Origin of the sequence: Pseudomonas cimarronensis, assembly GCF_049331905.1 — a bacterium.
Classification (GTDB): domain Bacteria; phylum Pseudomonadota; class Gammaproteobacteria; order Pseudomonadales; family Pseudomonadaceae; genus Aquipseudomonas.
In genome coordinates this window covers 1,731,714-1,753,236 of sequence record NZ_CP186283.1, presented here as the reverse complement: position 1 = coordinate 1,753,236, position 21,523 = coordinate 1,731,714, and the positions used below count along the sequence as shown (strand labels likewise).

21 protein-coding genes are annotated in these 21,523 nt (G+C 61.5%); 4 read left to right on the top strand and 17 right to left on the bottom strand.

Annotated features, from left to right (window positions below; genetic code table 11):
• Positions 1 to 76 precede the first annotated feature (76 nt).
• Positions 77 to 841: a hypothetical protein gene (locus ACOCLD_RS08130; protein ID WP_422911515.1), complete on the top strand. Its 765-nt coding sequence runs from the start codon at positions 77 to 79 to the stop codon at positions 839 to 841.
• Positions 842 to 869: 28 nt separating this feature from the next.
• Here the strand turns inward: ACOCLD_RS08130 and ACOCLD_RS08125 are convergent, their stop codons facing one another.
• The 6 genes from ACOCLD_RS08125 to ppc all read right to left on the bottom strand — a co-directional run bounded on the left by ACOCLD_RS08125 (position 870) and on the right by ppc (position 7,559).
• Positions 870 to 1,730 (bottom strand): DUF72 domain-containing protein, encoded by an 861-nt coding sequence (locus ACOCLD_RS08125; RefSeq protein ID WP_422911514.1) that lies wholly within the window; start codon positions 1,728 to 1,730, stop codon positions 870 to 872.
• A gap of 3 nt (positions 1,731 to 1,733) precedes the next feature.
• A complete protein-coding gene (locus ACOCLD_RS08120) occupies positions 1,734 to 2,075 on the bottom strand; it encodes a hypothetical protein (RefSeq protein ID WP_422911513.1) in 342 nt (113 codons plus the stop codon).
• 130 nt (positions 2,076 to 2,205) lie between these two features.
• Positions 2,206 to 2,886 (bottom strand): tRNA (adenosine(37)-N6)-threonylcarbamoyltransferase complex dimerization subunit type 1 TsaB, encoded by a 681-nt coding sequence (tsaB, locus tag ACOCLD_RS08115; protein ID WP_422911512.1) that lies wholly within the window; start codon positions 2,884 to 2,886, stop codon positions 2,206 to 2,208.
• Positions 2,887 to 3,047: 161 nt separating this feature from the next.
• Positions 3,048 to 3,833: a 5'-nucleotidase, lipoprotein e(P4) family gene (locus ACOCLD_RS08110; RefSeq protein ID WP_422911511.1), complete on the bottom strand. Its 786-nt coding sequence runs from the start codon at positions 3,831 to 3,833 to the stop codon at positions 3,048 to 3,050.
• 194 nt (positions 3,834 to 4,027) lie between these two features.
• Positions 4,028 to 4,675, bottom strand: coding sequence for an adenylate kinase (gene adk, locus ACOCLD_RS08105; RefSeq protein ID WP_257777863.1), 648 nt, complete (start codon positions 4,673 to 4,675; stop codon positions 4,028 to 4,030).
• A gap of 247 nt (positions 4,676 to 4,922) precedes the next feature.
• Positions 4,923 to 7,559 (bottom strand): phosphoenolpyruvate carboxylase, encoded by a 2,637-nt coding sequence (gene ppc, locus ACOCLD_RS08100; RefSeq protein WP_422911510.1) that lies wholly within the window; start codon positions 7,557 to 7,559, stop codon positions 4,923 to 4,925.
• A gap of 160 nt (positions 7,560 to 7,719) precedes the next feature.
• On the opposite strand from ppc, the gene ACOCLD_RS08095 reads away from it, so the two are divergent.
• The gene (locus ACOCLD_RS08095; RefSeq protein WP_422911509.1) at positions 7,720 to 8,061 is read left to right on the top strand and encodes a pilin assembly protein; all 342 of its coding nucleotides are present in this window, start codon (positions 7,720 to 7,722) and stop codon (positions 8,059 to 8,061) included.
• Between the two features lie 2 nt (positions 8,062 to 8,063).
• On the opposite strand, the gene ACOCLD_RS08090 is transcribed toward ACOCLD_RS08095, so the two are convergent.
• From ACOCLD_RS08090 to prfB, 7 genes are all read right to left on the bottom strand, one after another.
• Positions 8,064 to 8,369, bottom strand: a complete 306-nt coding sequence (locus tag ACOCLD_RS08090) for a hypothetical protein (protein ID WP_257777861.1) — start codon at positions 8,367 to 8,369, stop codon at positions 8,064 to 8,066.
• Positions 8,370 to 8,462: 93 nt separating this feature from the next.
• On the bottom strand, positions 8,463 to 9,209 hold the full coding sequence (locus tag ACOCLD_RS08085) for a TIGR00266 family protein (protein ID WP_422911508.1): 747 nt from the start codon (positions 9,207 to 9,209) through the stop codon (positions 8,463 to 8,465).
• 118 nt (positions 9,210 to 9,327) lie between these two features.
• Entirely contained in the window at positions 9,328 to 10,623 is a 1,296-nt protein-coding gene (locus ACOCLD_RS08080; protein WP_233683997.1) for a flavohemoglobin expression-modulating QEGLA motif protein, read from the bottom strand.
• A 2-nt stretch (positions 10,624 to 10,625) separates the two neighbouring features.
• On the bottom strand, positions 10,626 to 11,177 hold the full coding sequence (locus tag ACOCLD_RS08075) for a hypothetical protein (protein ID WP_233683996.1): 552 nt from the start codon (positions 11,175 to 11,177) through the stop codon (positions 10,626 to 10,628).
• Positions 11,178 to 11,216: 39 nt separating this feature from the next.
• Entirely contained in the window at positions 11,217 to 11,930 is a 714-nt protein-coding gene (locus ACOCLD_RS08070) for a TetR/AcrR family transcriptional regulator (RefSeq protein WP_422911507.1), read from the bottom strand.
• A 141-nt stretch (positions 11,931 to 12,071) separates the two neighbouring features.
• On the bottom strand, positions 12,072 to 13,589 hold the full coding sequence (lysS, locus tag ACOCLD_RS08065) for a lysine--tRNA ligase (protein ID WP_422911506.1): 1,518 nt from the start codon (positions 13,587 to 13,589) through the stop codon (positions 12,072 to 12,074).
• 62 nt (positions 13,590 to 13,651) lie between these two features.
• Positions 13,652 to 14,747, bottom strand: a protein-coding gene (gene prfB / locus ACOCLD_RS08060; protein WP_422911505.1) for a peptide chain release factor 2 whose coding sequence is annotated in 2 segments (ribosomal slippage) — positions 13,652 to 14,674 and positions 14,676 to 14,747 — 1,095 coding nt in all. Because the reading frame shifts where the segments join, the coding sequence is not laid out codon by codon here.
• 168 nt (positions 14,748 to 14,915) lie between these two features.
• Between prfB and ACOCLD_RS08055 the strand changes: the two genes are divergently transcribed.
• Positions 14,916 to 16,553, top strand: coding sequence for a diguanylate cyclase domain-containing protein (locus ACOCLD_RS08055; RefSeq protein WP_422911504.1), 1,638 nt, complete (start codon positions 14,916 to 14,918; stop codon positions 16,551 to 16,553).
• A 2-nt stretch (positions 16,554 to 16,555) separates the two neighbouring features.
• Here the strand turns inward: ACOCLD_RS08055 and ACOCLD_RS08050 are convergent, their stop codons facing one another.
• Together ACOCLD_RS08050 and ACOCLD_RS08045 are read right to left on the bottom strand one after the other, a co-directional pair.
• Positions 16,556 to 17,353 carry a hypothetical protein gene (locus tag ACOCLD_RS08050; RefSeq protein ID WP_422911503.1) on the bottom strand — a complete coding sequence of 266 codons (798 nt, stop codon included), beginning with the start codon at positions 17,351 to 17,353 and terminating at the stop codon, positions 16,556 to 16,558.
• Positions 17,354 to 17,438: 85 nt separating this feature from the next.
• Positions 17,439 to 18,167, bottom strand: coding sequence for a tellurite resistance TerB family protein (locus ACOCLD_RS08045; RefSeq protein WP_422911502.1), 729 nt, complete (start codon positions 18,165 to 18,167; stop codon positions 17,439 to 17,441).
• A gap of 263 nt (positions 18,168 to 18,430) precedes the next feature.
• Between ACOCLD_RS08045 and ACOCLD_RS08040 the strand changes: the two genes are divergently transcribed.
• A complete protein-coding gene (locus ACOCLD_RS08040) occupies positions 18,431 to 19,093 on the top strand; it encodes a transglutaminase-like cysteine peptidase (protein WP_422911501.1) in 663 nt (220 codons plus the stop codon).
• Between the two features lie 2 nt (positions 19,094 to 19,095).
• Here the strand turns inward: ACOCLD_RS08040 and recJ are convergent, their stop codons facing one another.
• Both recJ and ACOCLD_RS08030 read right to left on the bottom strand, forming a co-directional pair.
• Positions 19,096 to 20,808, bottom strand: a complete 1,713-nt coding sequence (recJ, locus tag ACOCLD_RS08035) for a single-stranded-DNA-specific exonuclease RecJ (RefSeq protein WP_422911500.1) — start codon at positions 20,806 to 20,808, stop codon at positions 19,096 to 19,098.
• Between the two features lie 140 nt (positions 20,809 to 20,948).
• Positions 20,949 to 21,488, bottom strand: coding sequence for a YaeQ family protein (locus tag ACOCLD_RS08030; protein ID WP_233683987.1), 540 nt, complete (start codon positions 21,486 to 21,488; stop codon positions 20,949 to 20,951).
• Positions 21,489 to 21,523: the final 35 nt, after the last annotated feature.

The window sequence follows — 21,523 nt, the reverse complement described above, 5'->3', positions numbered from 1 at the left end:
ACCGCCTCAGCGGCCGATAACCTGCCTGAGCGGCATTTTGCCAGACCCGGCAGCTTCCAGCCGCACCGAGTTCGCCATGTTTGATGTGATTTCCGCCCCACGTGGTGCCGCGCCAACGGCCGCCAACACCAGTTCAATCAGCGAAACGCTGGATGAAGGCAAGCGCGCCTCGCTGGACTACCAGATACTGCGGCGCACCCTGATGCCCGATGAGGTGGAAGCCGAAGCGCCTGCCAAAGCGCCGGAAACACCCAGCGAGCCGCCCGCTGTCACTGCCCAGGCCAGTGATTTTCAGGAAATGGCAGCCCAGCGCGAGCTGGAGTTGAACGTCAACATCAACGCCGAACCGAAGAAAACCGATCCACTGGTGCTCGATCTGGCCGGTAACGGCTTCAGCACCAGCGGCCTGGCCCGCTCGGTACGCTTCGACCTGGATGGCAACGGCAAGCTCGACCAGATCAGCGTGCCCACCGGTGACGACGCCCTGCTCGCCTATGACCGCAACGGCAACGGCCGCATCGATGACGGCCGCGAGCTGTTCGGCGACCAGAACGGTGCCGCCAACGGCTTTGCCGAGCTGCGCAAATACGATGACAACGGCGATGGCCGTATCGACAGCCAGGATGCGATCTTCGAGCGCCTGAGCCTGTTGCGTTTCGATGCTCAGGGCCGGCAATCGAGCCAGTCGCTGAGTGAGGCCGGGGTCAGCGCCATTGACCTGCAAGCACGCGACGTGAAGATTGCCCTAGGCGCCTACGACGAAATCGCCCAACTCGGCCGCTTCGAATTCGCCGACGGCCGCAGCGGTCAGGCCGCTGACCTGCTGCTCGCACAACGCTGATCAAGCACATCTAGGTACTTGGTCTGGCTCAAAGCAGGCCCAACTGCTCGACCTCATCCTCTGGCTGTACCTGTGGTAACGCCGGCAATCCCGGCAGACGCTGCATCAGCTGCTGATGAAAGCGCTGCGCCAGCTGCGGTGCCAGGCGATTGTCTGAGGTATGCAGAAAAACGTAAGGCGTGCGGCCTTCTTCGATCCAGCCCGCCACCTTGTCCAGCCAGGGCGCCATAAACGGATCATTGGCCAGCAGCTCAGGATGACCAATAAAGCGCAGCTGTGGGGCCTGACTAAAAGCCGTGGGGCGCAGCGGCAGGCGCGGCTTCTTGGCCTGCGCATGCAGCACTGCCGGCGCGGTGGAGTTACAGCTGAACAGCGCACGCGAATCCAGACAGATACGTTCGATACCCCGGCCATGCAGCAGACGGTTAAGGCTGCGTTCCTCCTCGCCTTTGGCAAAGAACGCCGGATGACGCACCTCGACAGCCAACTCCTCGGCCTGCCAGGGCTCGATAAACGCGCTCAGCTCCGCCAAACGCTGCGGGCCAAAGCTGGCAGGCAGTTGCAGCCAGAACGGCGCGACCCGCTTGCCCAGTGGCGCCAGCAAACGGCGGAAATCCTCAGTGGCACTCAGCTGGTCACGCAGATCGCCGTTATGGCTGATCTCACGTGGCAGCTTGGCGCAAAAACGCAGATGCGCCGGCATGCGCTCAGCCCAGCGGGCCACGGTATCGACGGAAGGTTTAGCGTAGAAGGTGGTGTTGCCCTCAACGGCGTTGAACACCTGGGCATACAACGGCAAAAAGTCAGCGCTAGGACTGCTCTGCGGATACAAGGAACCGCGCCAGGCGGGCTCGCTCCATGACGGGCAGCCGAGGTAGTAAGGCAGCATTAACTAAGCGTAAAGATCGAGACCCAGCACCTGCTGGGCATCCGCCTCGCTGGCGAAACTGGCGGTTGTGCTGTAGCTGGCCAAGGCCTGAGCGGCGCGGTTGTTCAACGGCGGCTGGTACAGCTGGTCTTGCAGGCGGGCAGGCAAGCTGTCGCTGCTGGCATTGCTGGGCTCAACCCGGCGCGCTTGGGCAACAGTTTCCAGGCCCTGAGTGCTCGCCGGTGCCGTTGGCTGCTCACGACGCTCCTCAACTTCGCGCTGCGCTTCGCGAAATGGCGTAACCGCAGAGCCCGGGCGGGCACTGCGGTCTGGCGAATAAGAGGAGGTAAAACCGTCGATACGCATCAATGACTGCTCAGCCACTTGGCCAACGATGGACACAGGTGATGGCAATTTAGCCCCAGCTGGGCAGCTTGGCAATCAAGCAACCGCCACACGGCGACAAGCACGACAGAAGGCGCCACCAAGGCGAGCTTCAGACTGCCGCCTTCGGCGTGGCCACCTGATCACGCAGGTAGACGGGCTGCGCCTGATCAGCGTCCAGCGCCTCACCACGGGCCCAGGCAAAGCGCGCCAGGCTGAGCAGGTCTTCGGCGTGCGGCAGCATGGCGGCATCCTGTCCACTGACCGCAACCGGAATACGCGCAGCAAAGGTGCCCCAGCCGGTGCCCGCAGCAAACCAGTCGCCCGTTGCATCACGCGGCAGTCCAGCCAGCTCGGGCGCCACGACAGCCTCGACGCCGGCCAAGCGCATTTCACCCTGCTCGGCGCGGTAGCAGCCCCAATACACTTCATCCATGCGTGCATCGATGGCTGCAGCCACCTGCTGCGCGCCATGCTCACGCAGGCTGCGCTGCGCCAGCACCGCCAGGTTGGACACCGGCAACACCGGACGCTCCAGGGCAAACGCCAGGCCCTGCACCACACCGATGGCAATCCGCACGCCGGTAAAAGCGCCCGGGCCACGGCCAAAGGCAATCGCGTCGAGCGCCGACAACGGCACCTCGGCATCCGCCAGCAGCTGCTTGATCATCGGCAGCAGACGCTGGGCGTGCAGACGCGGAATCACTTCGTAATGGCTGAGCACCTGGCCGTTATGCAGCAGGGCAACGGAGCAGGCTTCAGTGGCGGTATCCAGGGCCAGGAGAGTGGTCATTGCAGTCGGACAGGTGAGGAAAAGGACGGGCATTAGACCGGCTTGAGGCATTTTTTTCCAGCGCAATCACAGCCGCCCGCGCCTGTCACGCGAGCGAGCTCACAGCACCACCAGCCAGCAGCGCGCCCGAACAGACCCGCTGCGGCCTGACTAACGCGTGCTTACCAGGCCTCAATCACGGGCTTGGCGTCCCAACCTTGCAGAGGCGCTTTCGACCAGGTGCCATAAGTGGCGTTGGGGAAGACGATCCACTCGGTGCCCCATTTGCCTGATTCAGCGGCGACGGTGGCGCGCTGATCGGCCAGAGGTGTCTTGCGGAAACGCGCGTCAAAGTCATGCAGGGTGTCACCCAGCAGCAACACGATCTGATGATCAGCACTGACGATGGCACGGCGCTCCACCTTGGGCGGCCCCAAAAGCAGCACGCTGTCTTCAGCGATTTGCGGCAAACCCAGCTTGCTCAGGGTGGCCAGGGTGTACTTCTTCTGCTCATCAGAACGGTCGGAGATGTAGCGAATGGTCACCCCGAGCTTGTCGGCGTGCTCCAGGAATTGCTTCGCACCCGGAATCAGTGCCGGGGTGCCATCACGTTCCCAGGGCAGCCAGGTGTCCCAGGCGTCATAGGTGTGACAATTGGCCAGATCACGCGCCAGCAGCGCGCTGTTATCAATGACGGTTTCATCCAGGTCGGTGACGATGGCCAGCTTGGCTGGATCTTTCGCCGCAGCCACGGCCGCATCCAGCTTCAGGGTGGCAATGTTGTAGGCCTGCAGTTGCAGGGCCTGCACCTCCGCCGACTGCTGCTGGAAGCGCAGGCCCATGGTGAACTCGGCCACGCTGCAGTCGGTCTTGGGCTTCGCTGCAGTGTCGGCAAACGCTGCCGGGCTGCCCGCCAGCGCTAATGCAAGGCCTAACCAGATAGCACTCTTAGCTGTTTTCTCGGTCATTGAACGCGCTCTCTTCCTTAGTGTGGGTTAAGGCTTGACGTCTATGACCATCGCATCCTGGTATAGACCAAGCCGATGCTAACTTAGGTGAGCAAGGTTACTGTTCCATGAACGACGCTCAGCGAGCCCTGCGCGCCAACCGCAGAAACGACAACGGCCCGCAAAAGCGGGCCGTTGGCTGACTACAACAAGGCTTAGCTGAGCGCAGCAAAGACCTTGGCAGTGATCTCGTCGACCGAGCCAACACCGGCAATGGCGCTGTACTTCGGCGTGCCTTCAGCGGCGGCGAGCTTCTGGTAGAAGTCCACCAGCGGCTTGGTCTGCGAGTGGTAGACCGACAGGCGATGACGCACGGTTTCTTCGGTGTCGTCTTTGCGCTGCACCAGGTCTTCACCGGTTGCATCGTCCTTGCCTTCGACTTTCGGCGGGTTGTAGACGATGTGGTAAACGCGGCCGCTGGCCTCGTGCACACGGCGACCGGCAATGCGACCGACGATTTCTTCGTCGTCCACCGCGATTTCGACCACGTTGTCGATAACCACGCCGGCTTCTTTCAGGGCTTCAGCCTGAGGAATGGTGCGCGGGAAGCCATCGAAGAGGAAGCCATTGGCACAATCGGCCTGGGCAATGCGCTCTTTGACCAGGTTGATGATCAGGTCATCGGAGACCAGACCACCGCTGTCCATCACGCTTTTGGCTTGCAGGCCGAGTTCGGTGCCCGCCTTGACCGCAGCACGCAGCATGTCGCCAGTGGAGATTTGCGGAATACCAAATTTCTTGGTGATGAAACCAGCCTGGGTACCTTTGCCGGCACCGGGCGCCCCCAGCAGAATCACGCGCATCGATGTGCTCCTCAAGATTTAAGTAAAAATCGTCGGACTCGCCTCGTGGGGCCAATCTCAGAATTGTCCAGGCAGCGCTGCCAACATGGGCCAGAGTGCCGAAAGGCCGCTCAAGATACACAGCGCACCCATAGCGCACAAGCCACCGAAAGTCGGATACGCCTACGACCAAGGCAGCCGCCAGGCAGCGCTGCCGGCGACCTGCCGGGCCTGCGGCACAATACGCTGGCAGGCTCGGCCACTCGCCTCACCCGGTGTTGCGCAACCCCGCCGCGATACCCGCCACACTGACCAGCAGAGCCTGTTCCAGAGGGCTGTCAGCCTGATTATCACGTGACCGTGAACGCGCCAGCAGCTCAGCCTGGAGCAGGTGCAACGGGTCCAGATAGGTGTTACGCACGCTGATCGACTCCAGGGTTTCCGGGCTGTGCGCCAACAGCTGCGACTGACCAGTCAGACCCAGCACCGCAACCACCGCCTGCGACAATAGGCCGCGCAAATGCGCACCCAGCGGTTGCAGGGCCGGCTCGACCAGGCGCTGGTCGTACAACAGGGCAATCGACTCGTCGGCCTTGGCCAGCACCATTTCCAGCATGTCGATGCGCGTACGGAAAAACGGCCACTGCGCGCGCATCTGCGCCAGCAGCTCGCCTTCGCCGCGTTGCAGGGCGTTGTTCAATGCTGCTTCCCAGCCCAGCCAGGCGGGTAGCATCAGGCGCGTTTGGGTCCAGGCAAAGATCCATGGAATGGCGCGCAGACTCTCCACCCCACCCTCGCGGCGCTTGGCCGGACGGCTGCCCAGCGGCAATCGGCCCAGCTCCTGCTCCGGCGTGGCCTGGCGGAAATAGGCCACAAACTGGGGATGTTCACGCACCACTGCGCGGTAGGCACTGACGCCATCGCTGGCCAGTTTGTCCATCAACTCGCGCCAGGCCGGCTCCGGGCTTGGCGGCGGCAACAAGGTGGCTTCCAGCACCGCCGCCAGGTACAGATTGAGGTTTTGCTCGGCGATATCCGGCAGGCCGAATTTGAAACGAATCATTTCACCCTGCTCGGTGGTGCGGAAGCGCCCCGCCACCGAACCGGGCGGCTGCGACAGGATCGCCGCATGCGCCGGGCCACCGCCACGCCCCACCGTGCCACCACGACCATGGAACAACAGCAACTCGACCTGCTGCTCACGGCACACCTGCACCAGGGTTTCCTGCGCGCGATACTGCGCCCAGGCTGCTGCCGTGGTGCCGGCATCCTTGGCCGAATCGGAATAGCCGATCATCACTTCCTGCGGCCCATGTAGCCGCGCGCGGTAGCCGTGCAGCGCCAACAGCTGGCTGATCACCGGGCCGGCATTGTCCAGATCGGCCAGGGTTTCAAACAGCGGCACCACGCGCATCGGTCGTTGCAACCCGGCTTCTTTAAGCAGCAGTTGCACCGCCAGCACATCGGAGGCTGCACCGGCCATGGAGATCACGTAGGAACCCAGGGACGCCGCCGGTGCCCGCGCCACTTCACGGCAAGTCGCCAACACCTCTTCGGTTTCACCACTGGGCTTGAAATGCCCCGGCAGCAGTGGTCGGCGGTTTTCCAGCTCTTGCAGCAGAAACGCCAGGCGCGCTTCTTCATCCCACTCGGCGTAACGCCCCAGGCCGAGGTAATCGGTGATTTCACTCATGGCCGCAGCATGGCGACTGGAATCCTGACGCACATCCAGGCGCACCAGAAACAGCCCGAAGGTCGCCGCACGGCGCAGGCAATCGAGCAGCGGGCCATCGGCAATCACGCCCATGCCGCACTCATGCAGCGACTGATAACACAGGGTCAGCGGCTCAAGTAGCTCGCGGTTGTCCTGCAACACAGCGGCGGACGCAGGGATCTGCTCATGCAACGCGGCCTGAGCCCAGCTGCGAGTGGCGCGCAGGCGCTCACGCAGCTGTTTGAGCAGGCTGCGATAGGGCTCAGCGCTCTCGCCGACCCGCGCCAGCAATGCCGGACTGGCCTGTTGCATGGACAGCTCGGCAGCCAGGTTGTCGACATCCCTCAGGTACAGATCCGCCGCCATCCAGCGGGCCAGCAGGAGCACATCGCGGGTGACACTGGCCGTGACATTCGGGTTGCCGTCGCGGTCGCCGCCCATCCAGGAAGCAAAACGAATCGGCGCGGCATCCAGCGGCAGGTGCAACCCAGTGGCGCTGTGCAGTACCTGATCGGCCTTGCGCAGCACATTGGGAATGGCGTGCCAGAGCGAATGCTCGATCACCGCAAAACCCCACTTGGCTTCATCCACCGGGCTGGGCCGGCTGCGGCGAATTTCTTCGGTGTGCCAGGCCTCAGCAATCAACCGCTGCAGGCGTTGCTTGACCTGCTCACGCTCACCCGCAGAAAGGTCACTGTGGTCGCCAGCCGCCAACTGCTCGGCGATGGCATCGTATTTCTGAATCAGGGTGCGCCGCGCCACCTCGGTGGGATGCGCCGTCAGCACCAGTTCGATATCCAACCGACCAACCTGGCGGGCCAGCGCTTCGCCCTTGTGGCCGTGGGCCGAGAGACGCTGAAGCAGATCGGCAAGGATATTGTCTTCGAATGGCTCCGGCTCATCCGGTGCGCGGCGCCGCACGCGGTGATACTGCTCGGCGATATTGGCCAGGTTGAGGAACTGGTTGAACGCTCGCGCCACGGGCAACAGTTCGTCATCATCCAGTTGGTTCAGGGTTGCACTGAGTTGCTCAGCGCCTTCTTGCGAGCCTCGGCGCGAGGCCTTGGCGCCCTTGCGAATACGTTCAATCTTGTCGAGAAAAGCTGCACCGTGTTGCAGGCTGATGGTGTTACCCAGGAGTTCGCCGAGTTGGTGAACGTCCTCGCGCAGGCGCGCGTCGATTTCTGCCATGACTATTGCCTCCACTGATCCTGTGCCCAGAGTGCCCAGCGCGCCAACTTCTTACAAGTGCGCGACGCCTTGCCCGCACTTATAAGGGCAGGCACTAGTCTTAGTTAGGCAAGCCCGGCGCAGACTGACTCGGCGGGCATGGAACAGACACGAGGCAATCATGAAGATTCGCGAGCTGGTTCAGCACTGGCAGGAAAACGCCCAGGGGCGGCTGAGCACAACGCCTTATCAGATAAGGCTTGATCTGGAGGCCGCCGCGCGCCTGGCGGCCTTGCAGGAGATGTACCCCAAGCACCACGTTGAAGAGCTATTGGGCGAATTGCTCGGCGCGGCACTTGATGAGCTGGAGGCCAGCCTGCCCTACGTCAAGGGCAGCAAGGTGGTTGCCACCGATGAACAGGGTGATCCACTGTATGAAGACATCGGCCTGACACCGCGCTTTCTTGCCCTGTCGCGCCGACATCTACAGCGCCTTAGCGAGCAGCAAAAACAGGCTGGCTAAAACTATTGGCCTTCGCTGCAACGCACGGCCTGCTTGCGCTGATCCACCAGCACACCGCTGAGGCCCTTTTGCTCTAGGTCAAACAGCACCAGCACGCCGTCGATGCACTGGGCGACCTGGCTGGCAGGTTTGACCGAGACCTTGTAGTCCTCGCCCGGCACGGTCTTGAGCATGGTGAACTCGGCCAGCAGCAGGGCATCTTCCGGCTTGGCCACATGCAGATAACCGTAGTAACCGAGCACGGCCACCGTGGCGCAGATGCTGCCAACAGCGGTAAGGATCAGCGGGATAGGGTTTACTTCACTCATAACAGGTTCTCGGAGTTATCAGTTGGCGGGCTGAGCAACAGGCGGCGCAGCTTGCTACAAACCCATGCGCCTGCAAAGCCCCAGATTGCCGCATCACTTGCCGCCGGCACGGACTTCTTCGCGGGCCTTGAACGTGGCCTCGTAGATGCGCTCGGCCAGGCGCGAGAACGGCAGGCTCTGCACCCACACGGTTCCGGTGCCCTTGAGCGTGGCCAGCAGAATGCCTTCGCCACCGAACAGCATGCTTTTCAGACCACCAGCCAGGGCAATGTCGTAGTCGATGCCGCTGCTAAACGCCACCAGGCAGCCGGTGTCCAGGCGCAGGGTTTCGTTATTCAGCTGCTTACGGATCACCGTACCGCCGGCGTGCACAAACGCCAGGCCATCGCCCTCAAGCTTCTGCAGGATAAACCCCTCACCGCCGAAGAAACCGGCGCCCAGACGCTTGTTGAAGCTGATGCCGACTGCCGTGCCATAGGCGGCGCAAAGAAAGGCGTCCTTCTGACAGATCAGCGTGCCGCCATGTTCGGCTAGCTGAATCGGCACCACCGTGCCGGGATAAGGCGCGGCAAAGGCCACCCGCGCCTGGGTTTTACCGGCATTGGAGAAGTGCGTCATAAACAGTGACTCCCCCGTGAGCATGCGTTTTCCGGCGCTCCACAACTTGCCCAGTACACCCGTGGCCGCGCCATCGCCCATGCGCGTTTCAAAGCGAATGCCGTCAGTCATGTAATTCATTACCCCGGCTTCGGCGATTACCGTTTCGCCCAAATCGAGGATGATCTCCACACTCTGCGCGGAGGCGCCGAGGATTTCGTAGTCGAGTTGATGGCTGGGCATGGCAGGCTCCACGAATAATGAAGGGATATTGTAGGAGCCAGCTTGCTGGCGATCCGTTCACCAAACTGAACAACCGATCGCCAGCCAGCTGGCTCCTACGGGTGACGCAGCGGGCGCGTCAGAGGATATTGGCGTAGTCCGCTTCGATGCGGTCCAGGCTGAGGTGATTGAGGAAGTTGGAGAAACACATCCAGGCCGACAGCGAGTTGAGGTCGCTGAATTGCGGCGGCAGATACTTGGGCGGTGTCACCAACCCTTCATCCACCAATTGGCGCAGGGTGCGCATGTCTTCCAGGGTGGTCTTGCCGCAGAACAGCAGCGGGATCTGCTCCAGCTTGCCTTTGCGCACGGCCAGCTGGATGTAGTTGTAAATCATGATGAAGCCTTTCAGGTAGGACAGGTCCTTGGTGAAAGGCAGGCCAACGGGGGTAGAGCCACGGAACACGCGGTTGGCATTGCTGTAACTCTGCTCCTGGCTGAAGCCCTGCTCGCGGTAGAAATCGAACACCTGGAGGAAATCCGCGCCCTCCTCGGCCATGTGAATAGCGCGGGTGCGGTTGGTCAGCTTGCGCAAACGGGTTGGGTAGGAAGCGAAGGTGATCACCTCCATCAGGATCGCCAGACCTTCCTGAGTCACCGTGGACGAGGGCGGGCCCTTGGCCAGAAAGGTACAGACCGGCTGGTTCAGCCCATTCAGGGTGGTGGCCACGTGCACCAGGCCTTCGTGCACTTCCAGGGCACGCACATCGCGTTCGTTGAACATCGCGTCGCTGCGGATCTTGATGTAATCGGCCCCGGCGGCGGCATCAGCGAGGATACCGTCGGACTCGAACACACGAATGGTGCCCTCCTCCTCGCCAAACACCTTGTTCAGGCGCTGCTGCAGCAGGTTGACTGCTTCCTTGGCATTGAGGTTCTTGGCTTCGTCCTTGAGGTCACCGCGCTTGTCGATGTTGTTGAGAAAATCGGAAAACATCATGCCCAGGTCGGCCAGGGTCGGATCGCCGGCATGGAAGGCATCGGAAGCGGCGCCATACAGCTCCTGGCTGATCAGGCCAAAGTCCTCGGTGCCGCGCGCTTCGAGCATGCGGATAACCATGCGGTACTCGCGGCACATGCGGCGCATGATCTGCCCAACCGGATTGAACTGGCCCAACTGGCGGGTGATATCGCGCTCGATATTCTGGAACTCCAGCTTCTTCGCGGCGGCCTCGAACGCCAAGGGCCGGCTGGCGTAATACTCGCGATCCACCTTGGGCAACTGCTTGCCCTTGTGCTTGAGAAACTCACTGCGAATCGAGTCGTCCCACTTCACCGCATCAAGCACACGGATCGGCGTCTGCGCTTCGACAATCCGGTCAGACAGGGCCCGTACGATCAGTTGATAGTCGTCCAAACCGGTGTGGCTGTTCATTGCTAGTCCCCTACACGCTGATAGCGCGCCACTTCGATAAATACATCCGAGTTGGCCTGATCATCGAGGTAGCTGAACACCTGTTCCAGCGGGCTGCTGATCAGCACACCATCACCTTCGGCGGCATCGATCACCTCGCCCTGCAACGTACCCTGCTCCAACTCTTGGAGAATGCGGTCGACGTCGAGGTTGTAGATCACCAACTCATTGCCGGTGGTCAGCTCGAAGCCAGCGATGGCAAAGTTGGCCCCCATGCGTTTCGGCAACCCGGCGGACAGGTACCAGCGCCGACCATGGTGGGCAACGGTGAAACCGTACTCCTCAACGCTGTCGAGATTATCCAGGCTGTCGACATAGGCACGCGCCTTGTACACATTGGAACCAGCGCGGGTAATCTGCAGGTACAGCTGCTCCCCCCACTCGTTCTTGCGTGACCACTCGCCAAGCAGGGGAATCGGGGCTGCCTCATTGGCCGGTATCGGGTCCTTGAAGGTCACCAGACAGCCACCCAGTAACAGGAAAGACACGGCAAGCAGCGCGCGCCAGGCGTTCATTCAGCTCTCCTTGTGAACGGATTGAGCGGGCCAGGTTGGTTAGAGGCCCAGTACCAGATGCATATAACGTTTAAGCATGGCCAACATCTCTTCACTGTCCAGATGGTCGATACCATCGAGCAGCCCCTGATACTCCATGCGCACAATAATCGCCGTCAATAGCTTGGCATCCTGCTCGGCCTGCTGCGAGCCCAGCACCTCGAAGAAGTGCGTCACACCTTGCAGCAGGATTTGCCGGTGAGCCCGCAACAAACCATGCAAACGCGGGTTGAGCAGCGCTTCCTGCTGAAAGGCCTGCTCGGCCAACAGATGCTCGCGCCGCGTAAGCAATTGCTGGCGCACGTACTCCACAGCCAACCGGGCAATCTCATTGGCCAGCCGACGACGCGCCTCGGCGCTGCCGTCCAAACGGCTGACCTGCTCACGCAGCAGCCCTTCGGTGCCGCTCCAGAACTGGCCCATGTGCGCGGCACTGCGTTCGACAAACTGAGCGAAGGTATCGGTGATCAGGTCGTTGATGTCTTTGAAGTAATACGTGGTCGCCGACAACGGCACATCCGCTTCGGCAGCCACCGCACGGTGGCGCACAGCGCGCACACCGTCGCGCACGATGATGCGCATGGCGGCATCGAGAATAGCCTGACGCCGTTGTTCACTGCCCTGACGGCTGGCTTTGCGGCCGTGGTACTGCACGCTCTCAGCAACGGCGTTGGCCACCAGGGTGGCGCTTTCTTGGGCGGGCTTGACTGTCACAGCAAGACGATCCTCTGTCGTTTGTTCACGATTAATAATGACTTAGTCAGTAAATCGCAAAATTAATCCACTGCGCGGTCATAAAAATGGCTGGCTAAGAAACCAGGTAATAAAAAGCCGCCCGGAGGCGGCTTAGCAACATCAGGCTTGCGGGCGCATGTGCGGGAACAGAATCACGTCGCGAATCGACGGTGAATTGGTCAGCAACATCACCAGGCGGTCGATGCCGATGCCCTCACCGGCGGTCGGCGGCATGCCGTATTCCAAAGCGCGGACAAAGTCGGCATCGAAGTGCATGGCTTCATCGTCGCCGGCGTCCTTGTCGGCCACTTGCTGCATAAAGCGTGCAGCCTGGTCTTCGGCGTCGTTCAACTCGGAGTAGGCGTTGGCGATCTCACGGCCGCCGATAAACAGCTCGAAGCGGTCGGTCACACTCGGATCATCATCACTGCGACGGGCCAGCGGCGAGACTTCGAACGGGTAACGGGTGATGAAGTGCGGCTGTTCCAGCTTGTGCTCGACCAGCTCTTCGAAAATCATCACCTGCAGTTTGCCCAGGCCTTCGAAGCCGAGCACCTTGGCGCCGGCCTTCTTGGCGATCTCACGCGCGCGCTCGATGTCGGTGAGGTCGGCGGCGGTGATTTCCGGGTTGTACTTGAGGATCGAGTCGAACACCGACAGGCGCACGAACGGCTCACCGAAGTGGAACACCTTGTCGCCGTAGGGCACGTCGGTGCTGCCGAGCACCGCCATGGCCAGCTCGCGGAACAGCTCCTCGGTCAGGTCCATGTTGTCTTCGTAGTCGGCGTAAGCCTGATAGAACTCCAACATGGTGAATTCAGGGTTATGACGAGTCGAGACGCCTTCGTTACGGAAGTTGCGGTTGATCTCAAACACTTTCTCAAACCCGCCAACAACAAGCCGCTTGAGGTACAGCTCCGGCGCGATACGCAGGAACATCTGCATATCCAGGGCGTTGTGGTGGGTCTCGAACGGCTTGGCCGCAGCGCCACCGGGAATGGTCTGCAGCATCGGCGTTTCGACTTCCAGGAAGTCGCGCTTCATCAGGAAGCTGCGGATATGCGCGATCACCTGCGAACGCACACGGAAGGTCTGGCGCACGTCTTCGTTGACGATCAGGTCAACGTAGCGCTGGCGGTAACGCTGCTCGGTGTCAGACAGGCCGTGGTGCTTGTCCGGCAGCGGACGTAGGGATTTGGTCAACAGGCGTACGTCGGTCATTTCCACGTACAGGTCGCCCTTGCCGGAACGCGCCAGGGTACCAACGGCGGAGATGATGTCGCCCATATCCCAGGTTTTCACCGCGGCCAGGGTCTCTTCAGACAAGGTCTTGCGGTTGACATAGACCTGGATACGCCCGGTCATGTCCTGGATCACCATAAAAGCGCCGCGGTTGAGCATGATGCGCCCAGCCACCTTGACCGGGATGGCAGCGGCCTCAAGCTCTTCCTTGCTTTTGTCGACGTACTGTTTCTGCAGGTCGGCGCAGTAGTTGTCGCGGCGGAAGTCGTTGGGGAAGGCATTGCCCTGTTCACGAATGGCGGCAAGCTTTTCCTTGCGCTGGGCAATCAGCTTGTTTTCTTCGTGCTGCCCGTCTTCGTGGGAAGAGGCGTGCTGGTCAAGTTGTTGGTCGCTCATGGTCATCGGTTTCCATCACGGGGTCGTTGCCGCCCTCGGCAGGAGGGCGGAATCGAAAGGTATTACAGGCCTTGCTTGAGGCTGGCCTCAAGGTACTGATCGAGGTCGCCGTCGAGCACCTTCTGGCAATCGCTACGCTCGACGCCGGTACGCAGATCCTTGATGCGCGAGTCATCAAGCACATAGGAGCGGATCTGATGGCCCCAGCCGATATCCGACTTGGAGTCTTCCAGAGCCTGAGACGCAGCGTTGCGCTTCATCATTTCCAACTCGTACAACTTGGCCCGCAGCATTTTCATCGCGGTGTCCTTGTTGGCATGCTGCGAGCGCTCGTTCTGGCACGCCACCACGGTGTTGGTCGGTACGTGGGTGATACGTACGGCCGAGTCAGTGGTGTTAACGTGCTGACCACCGGCGCCGGAGGAGCGGTAGGTGTCGATGCGCAGGTCGGACGGGTTGATCTCGATCTCGACCTTGTCGTCGATCTCGGGCGACACGAACACCGCCGAGAACGAGGTGTGGCGGCGAGCGCCGGAATCGAACGGGCTCTTGCGCACCAGGCGGTGCACACCGATTTCGGTACGCAGCCAGCCGAAGGCGTATTCGCCCTTGATATGCACAGTGGCGCCCTTGATGCCGGCGACTTCACCTTCGGACAACTCGACGATCTCGGCACTGAAACCGCGCTTGTCAGCCCAGCGCAGGTACATGCGCAGCAGGATGTTGGCCCAATCTTGCGCCTCGGTTCCGCCGGAACCGGCCTGGATATCCAGGTAGCAGTTGTTCGGGTCCATCTCGTGGCTGAACATGCGGCGGAATTCCAGCTTTTCGAGGATGCCGCGCAAGCGTTCGATTTCAGCGGCGACATCATCGACCGCGCCCTGATCGTCTTCTTCGACGGCCATATCGAGCAGGTCACGCGAATCGGCCAGACTGCTGGTCAGATCGTCGATGGTTTCGACAATCTGCGCCAGCGTGGCGCGCTCACGGCCCAGGCTCTGGGCATATTCGGGTTTGTTCCAGACGTTGGGGTCTTCGAGTTCGCGGTTTACTTCGACCAGACGATCATGCTTTTGATCGTAGTCAAAGATACCCCCGAATAGTCTGGGTGCGCTCGGACAGGTCCTTGATGCTATTAAGGATCGGGTTGATTTCCATGGCTGGCAGCACTCGTAGGTCAAACTTTCGGAAAAGCCGGCGAGTATAACGCAGTCACCCCACGCCTGGCAGCCTGCAATCAGCAGTGATACGCAGCAACGCAGACCAACGGCGCACTATACTGAAACCGCTTATCGCTCAGCCAACCGCCACAGGAGCCGTCGTGCCATGCGTTCATCGCACAGCCTGCGCAGCCGTTTCGCTATTTTGATTGCCCTTCTTGTCGCCAGCCTGAGCTGGTTGCTCGGCACCCTGATCGGCCAGGATGCCAGCCAACGCATCCGCCAGGAAGTTGGCCACGATCTGAGCGAAATCGCTTTCATGATGGTGGATCGCCTGGACCGCGATATGCAGAGCCGCGCTGCCATGCTGCAGGTGATCGGCAAGCTGCGCGCCCTGAGTCAGCCGGACGATATCAGCGAAGTTCGCGTACTGCTCGACCGCCTGCAGAGCGAATTCCCCAGCATCGCCTGGATCGGCTTCACCGATGCACACGGCACAGTACTGGCGTCCAGCGACGGGGTTCTGGAAGGTGCCAGCATCGCTCAGCGCCCGGTGTACCTGGAAGCGCGGGAAAAACAGTTTATTGGTGATGTGCACGAAGCCGTGTTGCTGGCCAAGTTGCTGCCCAACCCAACAGGCGAAGCGATGAAGTTCGTCGACATCAGCCTGCCGGTATTCGCCGCCGATGGCAGCCTGGTTGGCGTGTTGGCCTCACACTTGTCCTGGGCCTGGGCTGACGAAGTGCGCCTGGCCATCCTTGAGCCAATCCAGCAACGGCGCCATGTCGAGTTCTTCGTGATTGGCAAGGACCGCACGATTCTCCTGGCGCCCAAGGAGATGATCGGCCAACGCCTGCACCTGCCGGCCCTCAATCAGCTTGCCGAGAAGCAGGAAACCTGGGCCGTGCAAAAGTGGCCCGATGGCCGGGAGTACCTCACCGGCCTTGCGCTCAGCCAGGGCCACCTGGACTACCCCGGCCTGGGCTGGACAGTCATTGCCCGCCAACCGTTGGATGAAGCCTATGCACCGGCCCGCGACACCACGCGCAACATCTTGCTCTGGGGCAGTGCTCTGGCCATTATTTTCGCCCTGCTCGGCTGGCTGATCGCCGGTTACTTCACCCGCCCGCTACGGCAGATCGCCGAAGCCGCTGACCGCCTTAGCGCCGGTGAAATCAGCGTGATTCCCGAGCTGAAAAGCACCCGCGAGATCGAAATTCTGAGCAACTCGATCCGCCACCTGGTGGAAAGCCTGACCCACCAGCAAAACGCCCTTGGTGTGATGGAAAACCTCGCCCACCACGACGCACTCACTGGCCTGCCCAACCGTGTGGCGCTGGAAAGCTACCTGCCGCGCGCACAACAGCATAGCCAGGCCCACAACAACTGCCTGGCCCTGTTTTACCTGGACCTGGACGGCTTCAAACCGGTTAACGATCAGTTCGGCCATGCGGCCGGCGATCAGTTACTGCGCGAGGTGGCGATGCGCCTGCGCGGCTGCCTGCGCGAAGGTGATCTGGTCGCGCGCCTGGGTGGCGATGAATTTCTCATGGTACTGCTGGTGCCCAACAACGAAGCCCTGACCCAGGCCCAGCAAGTGGCCGAACGCACGCTGCTGGCCCTGCGTGCGCCAATCGACCTGGGTGACAACCAGGTGCAGATCGGCTGCAGCATCGGCGGTGCCCTGTGGCCGCTGGACAGCAGCAACATGGCGGAAACCCTGGAGCTGGCCGACCAGTCGCTGTACCGCGCCAAACACGCCGGCAAGAACTGCGCGATGTTCCATTCTGCGCGTCAACAGTGAGGTTACTGCCCCTGCAACCGCAACAACTGGTCAGACAGCTCGGCAGCATGGCGCTCAACGATCAACGGCACCAGATTTTCGCTGTAATCCAGCAAGCGCGGGTAGATGAACTTCCAGCGTGGCATTGCCCGCTGTAGACGCTGTTGCGCCTGGGCATCGGTTAGTTCGCCCGCCAGACTGAGCAACTCGCCATCCACCTGCTTGGCCAGCACGTCGATATCCTGATTCAGGTAGTGCTGCTGTTGTTCCGGCAGGGTTTCAATGTCGCCGACATAAGCGCGAGCGGTGTAGCGCGCGGCCAGGTATTGCACCTTGGCCGGCAGGCTCTGCAAGCGCTGCTCGGCCGCCGATAATGGCTGCGCCAGGCCCTTGAGTAATTGCTGCTCGAGGGTTTCCAGGGCCGCGACCAACTCGCGCTGAGCCTTGCTGTACTGGAAGTTGAATTCCCACGGCAGGTCCGGCTCGCCCGGTTTGTAGGCCAGCGTCTGCTCAACCAGCATGGTAAAGGCTGTCAGCGGTGCTTGCAGCTGTTGCATGGCCAGTCGAGCCGAGTCGGTCAGGGGCTGCGCCTGCAGCGTCGCCAGGCTTTCGCGCAACTTGCCCAGATCAGCCTGCACCTTGGCTGCCAGCTCGGCATGCCCACCCTCACCGCGATGAATGAACAGGTCCGTGCTGGCGCGAAACACCTGTACCTGCGCCTGTTGAACCTGAGCCAACGCCACGTCGGGCGCCGCCTGCAACATCGAACTGAAGAGAACCATCGCCAGGCTCAGCAGACAATTTGTATAAATGCGGCGCATCGGGCATCCATCCATTGCGGGAAAAACGCCGATTATAGGGAGGCCGCCGGGCAGCGGCCAGAACCCTCAATTCAACAGTACAGGCTTAGCCCTGCACCAGTTCCTGGCGCACCTGTGCTTCAAGCTCGCGCTTGAGCGCCGGGTCGAGTTTGAGCTGACGGGCCAGCTCTTCCAGGTAGGCGCGCTCCATAAAGTGCTCTTCATCCACCATCAGCACACTGGCCACGTACATTTCCGCAGCCATTTCCGGCGTGCTGGCCGCGCGGGCGATGTCGACTGGATCCAGCGGCTTGTTCAGCTCAGCCTGCAGCCAATGCTGCAGCTCAGCATCATTCTGAGTGAGCTTGACCAGCTCGCCTTCGATCAGTTGGCGCTCGCGGGCATCGACATGCCCATCAGCCTTGGCGGCACCGACCAGTGCTTTGAGAATCGCCTGGCTGTGCAGCTCGGCCTGCGGAGCAGGCAGACGGTCCAGGGTTTGCGGCTCGGCCTGCGGCGCACTGGCCTGTTGTGCTTGCCAATTACCGTAGGCCTTGTAGGCCATCACGCCAAGCGCTGCCAGCCCGCCATAGGTCAGGGCTTTGCCGCCCATCTTGCGCGCACTCTTGTTACCCAGCAGCAGCCCTAACGCACCGGCAGCCAGCGCCCCTCCACCAGCGCCCTTGAGCAAGGTGCCGAGATCGCCACCCTGCCCGCCTTTGGCCGCACCGCCCAACAGACCACCCAGGCCGCCGGCGGAGGCACCACCGGACTTTTGCTGCAGCAGGTCCTGGCCGGATTTCAGCAACTGATCAAGCAATCCACGGGTATTCATCGCGCGCTCCTTAAAGATGGTGTGGCAAGACAGACCGATTCTAGAGAGCAAGGTTTCCGCCCACCTAACAACAGAGTGCTTCGAAAGATTGCCAAAAGCCGGCAAAAGCGGCTGTTCGTCGGTTAGTCGTCACAAAACCTGTCAAAGAGTGGTCACGTTCACACTTTCGCCATGGTCGTTCTATATTTGGCGCCGATAGGATGGCACTTCGGAAAAACACTACGGCAAAAGGCTATCAAGAGCCGACGCCAGAGACTTCGCCCATGGCGCATTCCACCGCACATCGCCTGCTACGCAGCCTGCTCGCCAGTTGCTGGCTGTTCAGCCCGTTGCTGGTGGCTGATGCGACCCCACCGCAGCACAGCGCCCTAGCAACGGCACTGAGTGACGCACGCCTGGCCAGCTGGCTCAGCCTGCTCGACAACTCGGCAGGTGACGAGGAGCGTGAACAGCTGGAGCGGGTCAACAACTTCATCAATCGCTCGATCAGCTTCGTCAGCGACCAGCAAGCCTGGGGCGCGGATGATTACTGGGCCACCCCCGCGCAAACGCTGAGCCTGGGCAAAGGGGACTGTGAAGATTTTGCCATCGCCAAATACTTCAGCCTGGTGCGCATGGGGGTCCCCAGCGAAAAACTGCGCCTGACCTTCGTCAAGGCGCTTAGCGCCCAGCAGGCACACATGGTGCTGGCCTACTACCCGACACCCAGTGCGCAGCCGCTGATACTCGACAACCTCGACCCGCGCATCCGCCCTGCTAGCGAGCGCGGCGATCTGCTGCCGGTGTATTCCTTCAATAATCACGGCGTATTTCTGGCGAAAAACCCGCAGCGCGTCAGCCAGCCACCGGAGTTTCTCGCACGCTGGAATGAGCTTAGCGAGCGGGCCATGGCCGACGGTTCGGCCACGCCATTACCGCAGAGCTAGGCTCAACGCGGGCTGATATGAGCGATCAGCAGTTGCACGCTTTCCTGCCCACGGTATTCATTGACATCAAGCTTGTAGGCCAGCTCGACCCAGCGCACCGTCGGGTTCGGCCAGATATCGCGGTCCACACCAAAGGCAATGCCATCGAGCTGCACGCTGCCGCACTCGCTTTTCAGCACCACCTTGAGATGTCGCTCGCCAACCACGCGCTGCTGCACCAGCTGAAATACGCCATGAAACAGCGGCTCGGGAAAATGCTGCCCCCAAGGCCCGGCATTGCGCAGTTCCTTGGCCAACGGCAGATGGAACTCTTCAATGGACAGAGCACCATCGGACAACAAACGACCGGTCAGATCGTCTTCACACAGCTGGCGGCGCACTTCGGCATCGAAGGCGGCGGCAAAGGCGGCGAAATTCGCCTGCGGCAGTGACAGCCCAGCCGCCATAGCATGCCCGCCAAACTTGCTGATCAGCTCAGGATGCTTGGCGGCGACCGCATCCAGTGCATCACGAATATGAAAACCCGGCACCGAACGTGCCGAGCCCTTCAGTACGCCATCACCAGCATCGGCAAAGGCGATGGTTGGGCGGTGATAACGCTCTTTCATCCGTGAGGCGAGAATACCGATCACCCCCTGGTGCCAGTCTGGCTCGAACAGGCACAGACCGAAGGGCATGTCTTGCAACGGCAGGTCCTTGAGCTGGGCCAGCGCTTCGCGCTGCATGCCCTGCTCGATGGCCTTGCGATCCTGATTGAGCTGATCCAGCTGCACGGCCATGTCACGGGCCAGCGCCTCGTCCTCGCACAGCAGGCATTCGATGCCCAGCGCCATATCGTCCAGCCGACCCGCGGCATTCAGCCGTGGACCGAGGATAAAACCCAGGTCGGTGGAGGTGATGCGCCGATGATCACGCCCAGCCACTTCGAGAATCGCGCGCAAACCCGGCCGCGCCCGCCCGGCTCGAATCCGCGCCAGGCCCTGATGCACCAGAATGCGGTTGTTGGCATCCAGCGGCACCACGTCGGCGACACTGCCCAGAGACACCAGATCCAGCAGCTCGCCGAGATTCGGCTCCGGTCGCTGCGCAGTAAACCAGCCCATCTCCCGCAGCCGCGCACGCAGGGCCAGCAACACATAGAACATCACGCCGACGCCGGCCAACGCCTTGCTGGGGAACTCACAGCCCGGCTGATTGGGATTGACGATGGCATCCGCCGCCGGCAGCTCGGCACCGGGCAAATGGTGATCGGTAACCAGCACGGTCAAGCCCGCCGCCTTGGCCGCCGCCACACCCTCGACGCTGGAAATGCCGTTATCCACAGTGATCAACAGCTGAGGCTCGCGCTCCAGCGCCACCGCGACGATTTCCGGGGTCAGGCCGTAGCCGTATTCGAAACGATTGGGCACCAGATAATCGACGTGTGCCGCGCCGAGCATACGCAGGCCCAATACGCCAACCGTGCTGGCGGTGGCGCCATCGGCATCGAAGTCGCCGACGATCAGCATGCGCTGACTTTGCTGTAGCCCCAACACCAGCAAATCGACTGCCGCGTCCATGCCTTTGAGCTGCTGATAGGGAATCAAGCGCGCCAGGCCTTTATCCAGCTCGGTAGCGGATTGCACGCCACGGGCGGCATACAGGCGGGTCAGCAGTGGCGGCAGCGCGCCTAGATCAGGCAGGTTTTCAGGCAGCGGGCGGGATTCGATACGCATGGGCATTCTTATCTGTAGGGCGGGTGCAACCCGCCGGAATTTAAACGCAGCAGCAATTGAACGACGTAGCCCGGATGCAATCCGGGGCACAAACATCAACCGCCCCCGGATTGCATCCGGGCTACAGGATCACCAGCGACTCAGCGCTCGCCAGCCAACCACTCAATAGGCAGCTCATGCTGGCCGCGCTCATCGGTGACGAACAGCTCGCCATCGCTGATCATCACGCTCCAGTTCAGCGAACGCGGCATATCCAGCGCCAGCTTGGCCAGGGCCTCCTGATCAAGGGCAACGACGTTAATATTTTTCAGGCTGCGCACTGGATCGAGCGCCTTGGTCTGCCATACGCGCAGGTTGCCGTAGGCCACCAGGCTGAACTTCTCGGTACGCCGCGAGCACCAGGTGATGCGCTCGCTGTCCGGCTGGCCGACTTCGATCCAATGCAGCACACGGTCATCCAGGCTCTTTTCCCACAGCGCCGGCTCGTCCACATCCGACAGACCGCGACCGAACGCCAGGTGCTCGTGATAGAACAAGGCATAGGCCACCAGACGCGCCGCCAACCGCTCTTCGGTTTCCGAAGGGTGACGGGCCACGGTGAAACGCAGGTTTTCATAGACGCTGCGGTCCATGTCGGTGAGGTTCAGCTCGATTTTGTAGGTGGTAGACGGCAGGGCCATGGAAGGGGCTTCTTGACTGTTCGAATAAGCCGGCA

Coding starts and splice junctions, on each gene's coding strand:
- ACOCLD_RS08120 (WP_422911513.1), bottom strand. CDS start 2,075: ATGCGTATCGACGGTTTTACCTCCTCTTATTCGCCAGACCGCAGTGCC.
- ACOCLD_RS08090 (WP_257777861.1), bottom strand. CDS start 8,369: ATGAGTGAAGTAAACCCTATCCCGCTGATCCTTACCGCTGTTGGCAGC.
- recJ (WP_422911500.1), bottom strand. CDS start 20,808: ATGCGTATCGAATCCCGCCCGCTGCCTGAAAACCTGCCTGATCTAGGC.
- ACOCLD_RS08075 (WP_233683996.1), bottom strand. CDS start 11,177: ATGAACGCCTGGCGCGCGCTGCTTGCCGTGTCTTTCCTGTTACTGGGT.
- lysS (WP_422911506.1), bottom strand. CDS start 13,589: ATGAGCGACCAACAACTTGACCAGCACGCCTCTTCCCACGAAGACGGG.
- ACOCLD_RS08085 (WP_422911508.1), bottom strand. CDS start 9,209: ATGCCCAGCCATCAACTCGACTACGAAATCCTCGGCGCCTCCGCGCAG.
- tsaB (WP_422911512.1), bottom strand. CDS start 2,886: ATGACCACTCTCCTGGCCCTGGATACCGCCACTGAAGCCTGCTCCGTT.
- ACOCLD_RS08130 (WP_422911515.1), top strand. CDS start 77: ATGTTTGATGTGATTTCCGCCCCACGTGGTGCCGCGCCAACGGCCGCC.
- ACOCLD_RS08080 (WP_233683997.1), bottom strand. CDS start 10,623: ATGAACAGCCACACCGGTTTGGACGACTATCAACTGATCGTACGGGCC.
- ACOCLD_RS08125 (WP_422911514.1), bottom strand. CDS start 1,730: ATGCTGCCTTACTACCTCGGCTGCCCGTCATGGAGCGAGCCCGCCTGG.
- ACOCLD_RS08050 (WP_422911503.1), bottom strand. CDS start 17,353: ATGCGCCGCATTTATACAAATTGTCTGCTGAGCCTGGCGATGGTTCTC.
- ACOCLD_RS08030 (WP_233683987.1), bottom strand. CDS start 21,488: ATGGCCCTGCCGTCTACCACCTACAAAATCGAGCTGAACCTCACCGAC.
- ACOCLD_RS08095 (WP_422911509.1), top strand. CDS start 7,720: ATGAAGATTCGCGAGCTGGTTCAGCACTGGCAGGAAAACGCCCAGGGG.
- adk (WP_257777863.1), bottom strand. CDS start 4,675: ATGCGCGTGATTCTGCTGGGGGCGCCCGGTGCCGGCAAAGGTACCCAG.
- ACOCLD_RS08040 (WP_422911501.1), top strand. CDS start 18,431: ATGGCGCATTCCACCGCACATCGCCTGCTACGCAGCCTGCTCGCCAGT.
- ACOCLD_RS08045 (WP_422911502.1), bottom strand. CDS start 18,167: ATGAATACCCGTGGATTGCTTGATCAGTTGCTGAAATCCGGCCAGGAC.
- ACOCLD_RS08110 (WP_422911511.1), bottom strand. CDS start 3,833: ATGACCGAGAAAACAGCTAAGAGTGCTATCTGGTTAGGCCTTGCATTA.
- ACOCLD_RS08055 (WP_422911504.1), top strand. CDS start 14,916: ATGCGTTCATCGCACAGCCTGCGCAGCCGTTTCGCTATTTTGATTGCC.
- ppc (WP_422911510.1), bottom strand. CDS start 7,559: ATGGCAGAAATCGACGCGCGCCTGCGCGAGGACGTTCACCAACTCGGC.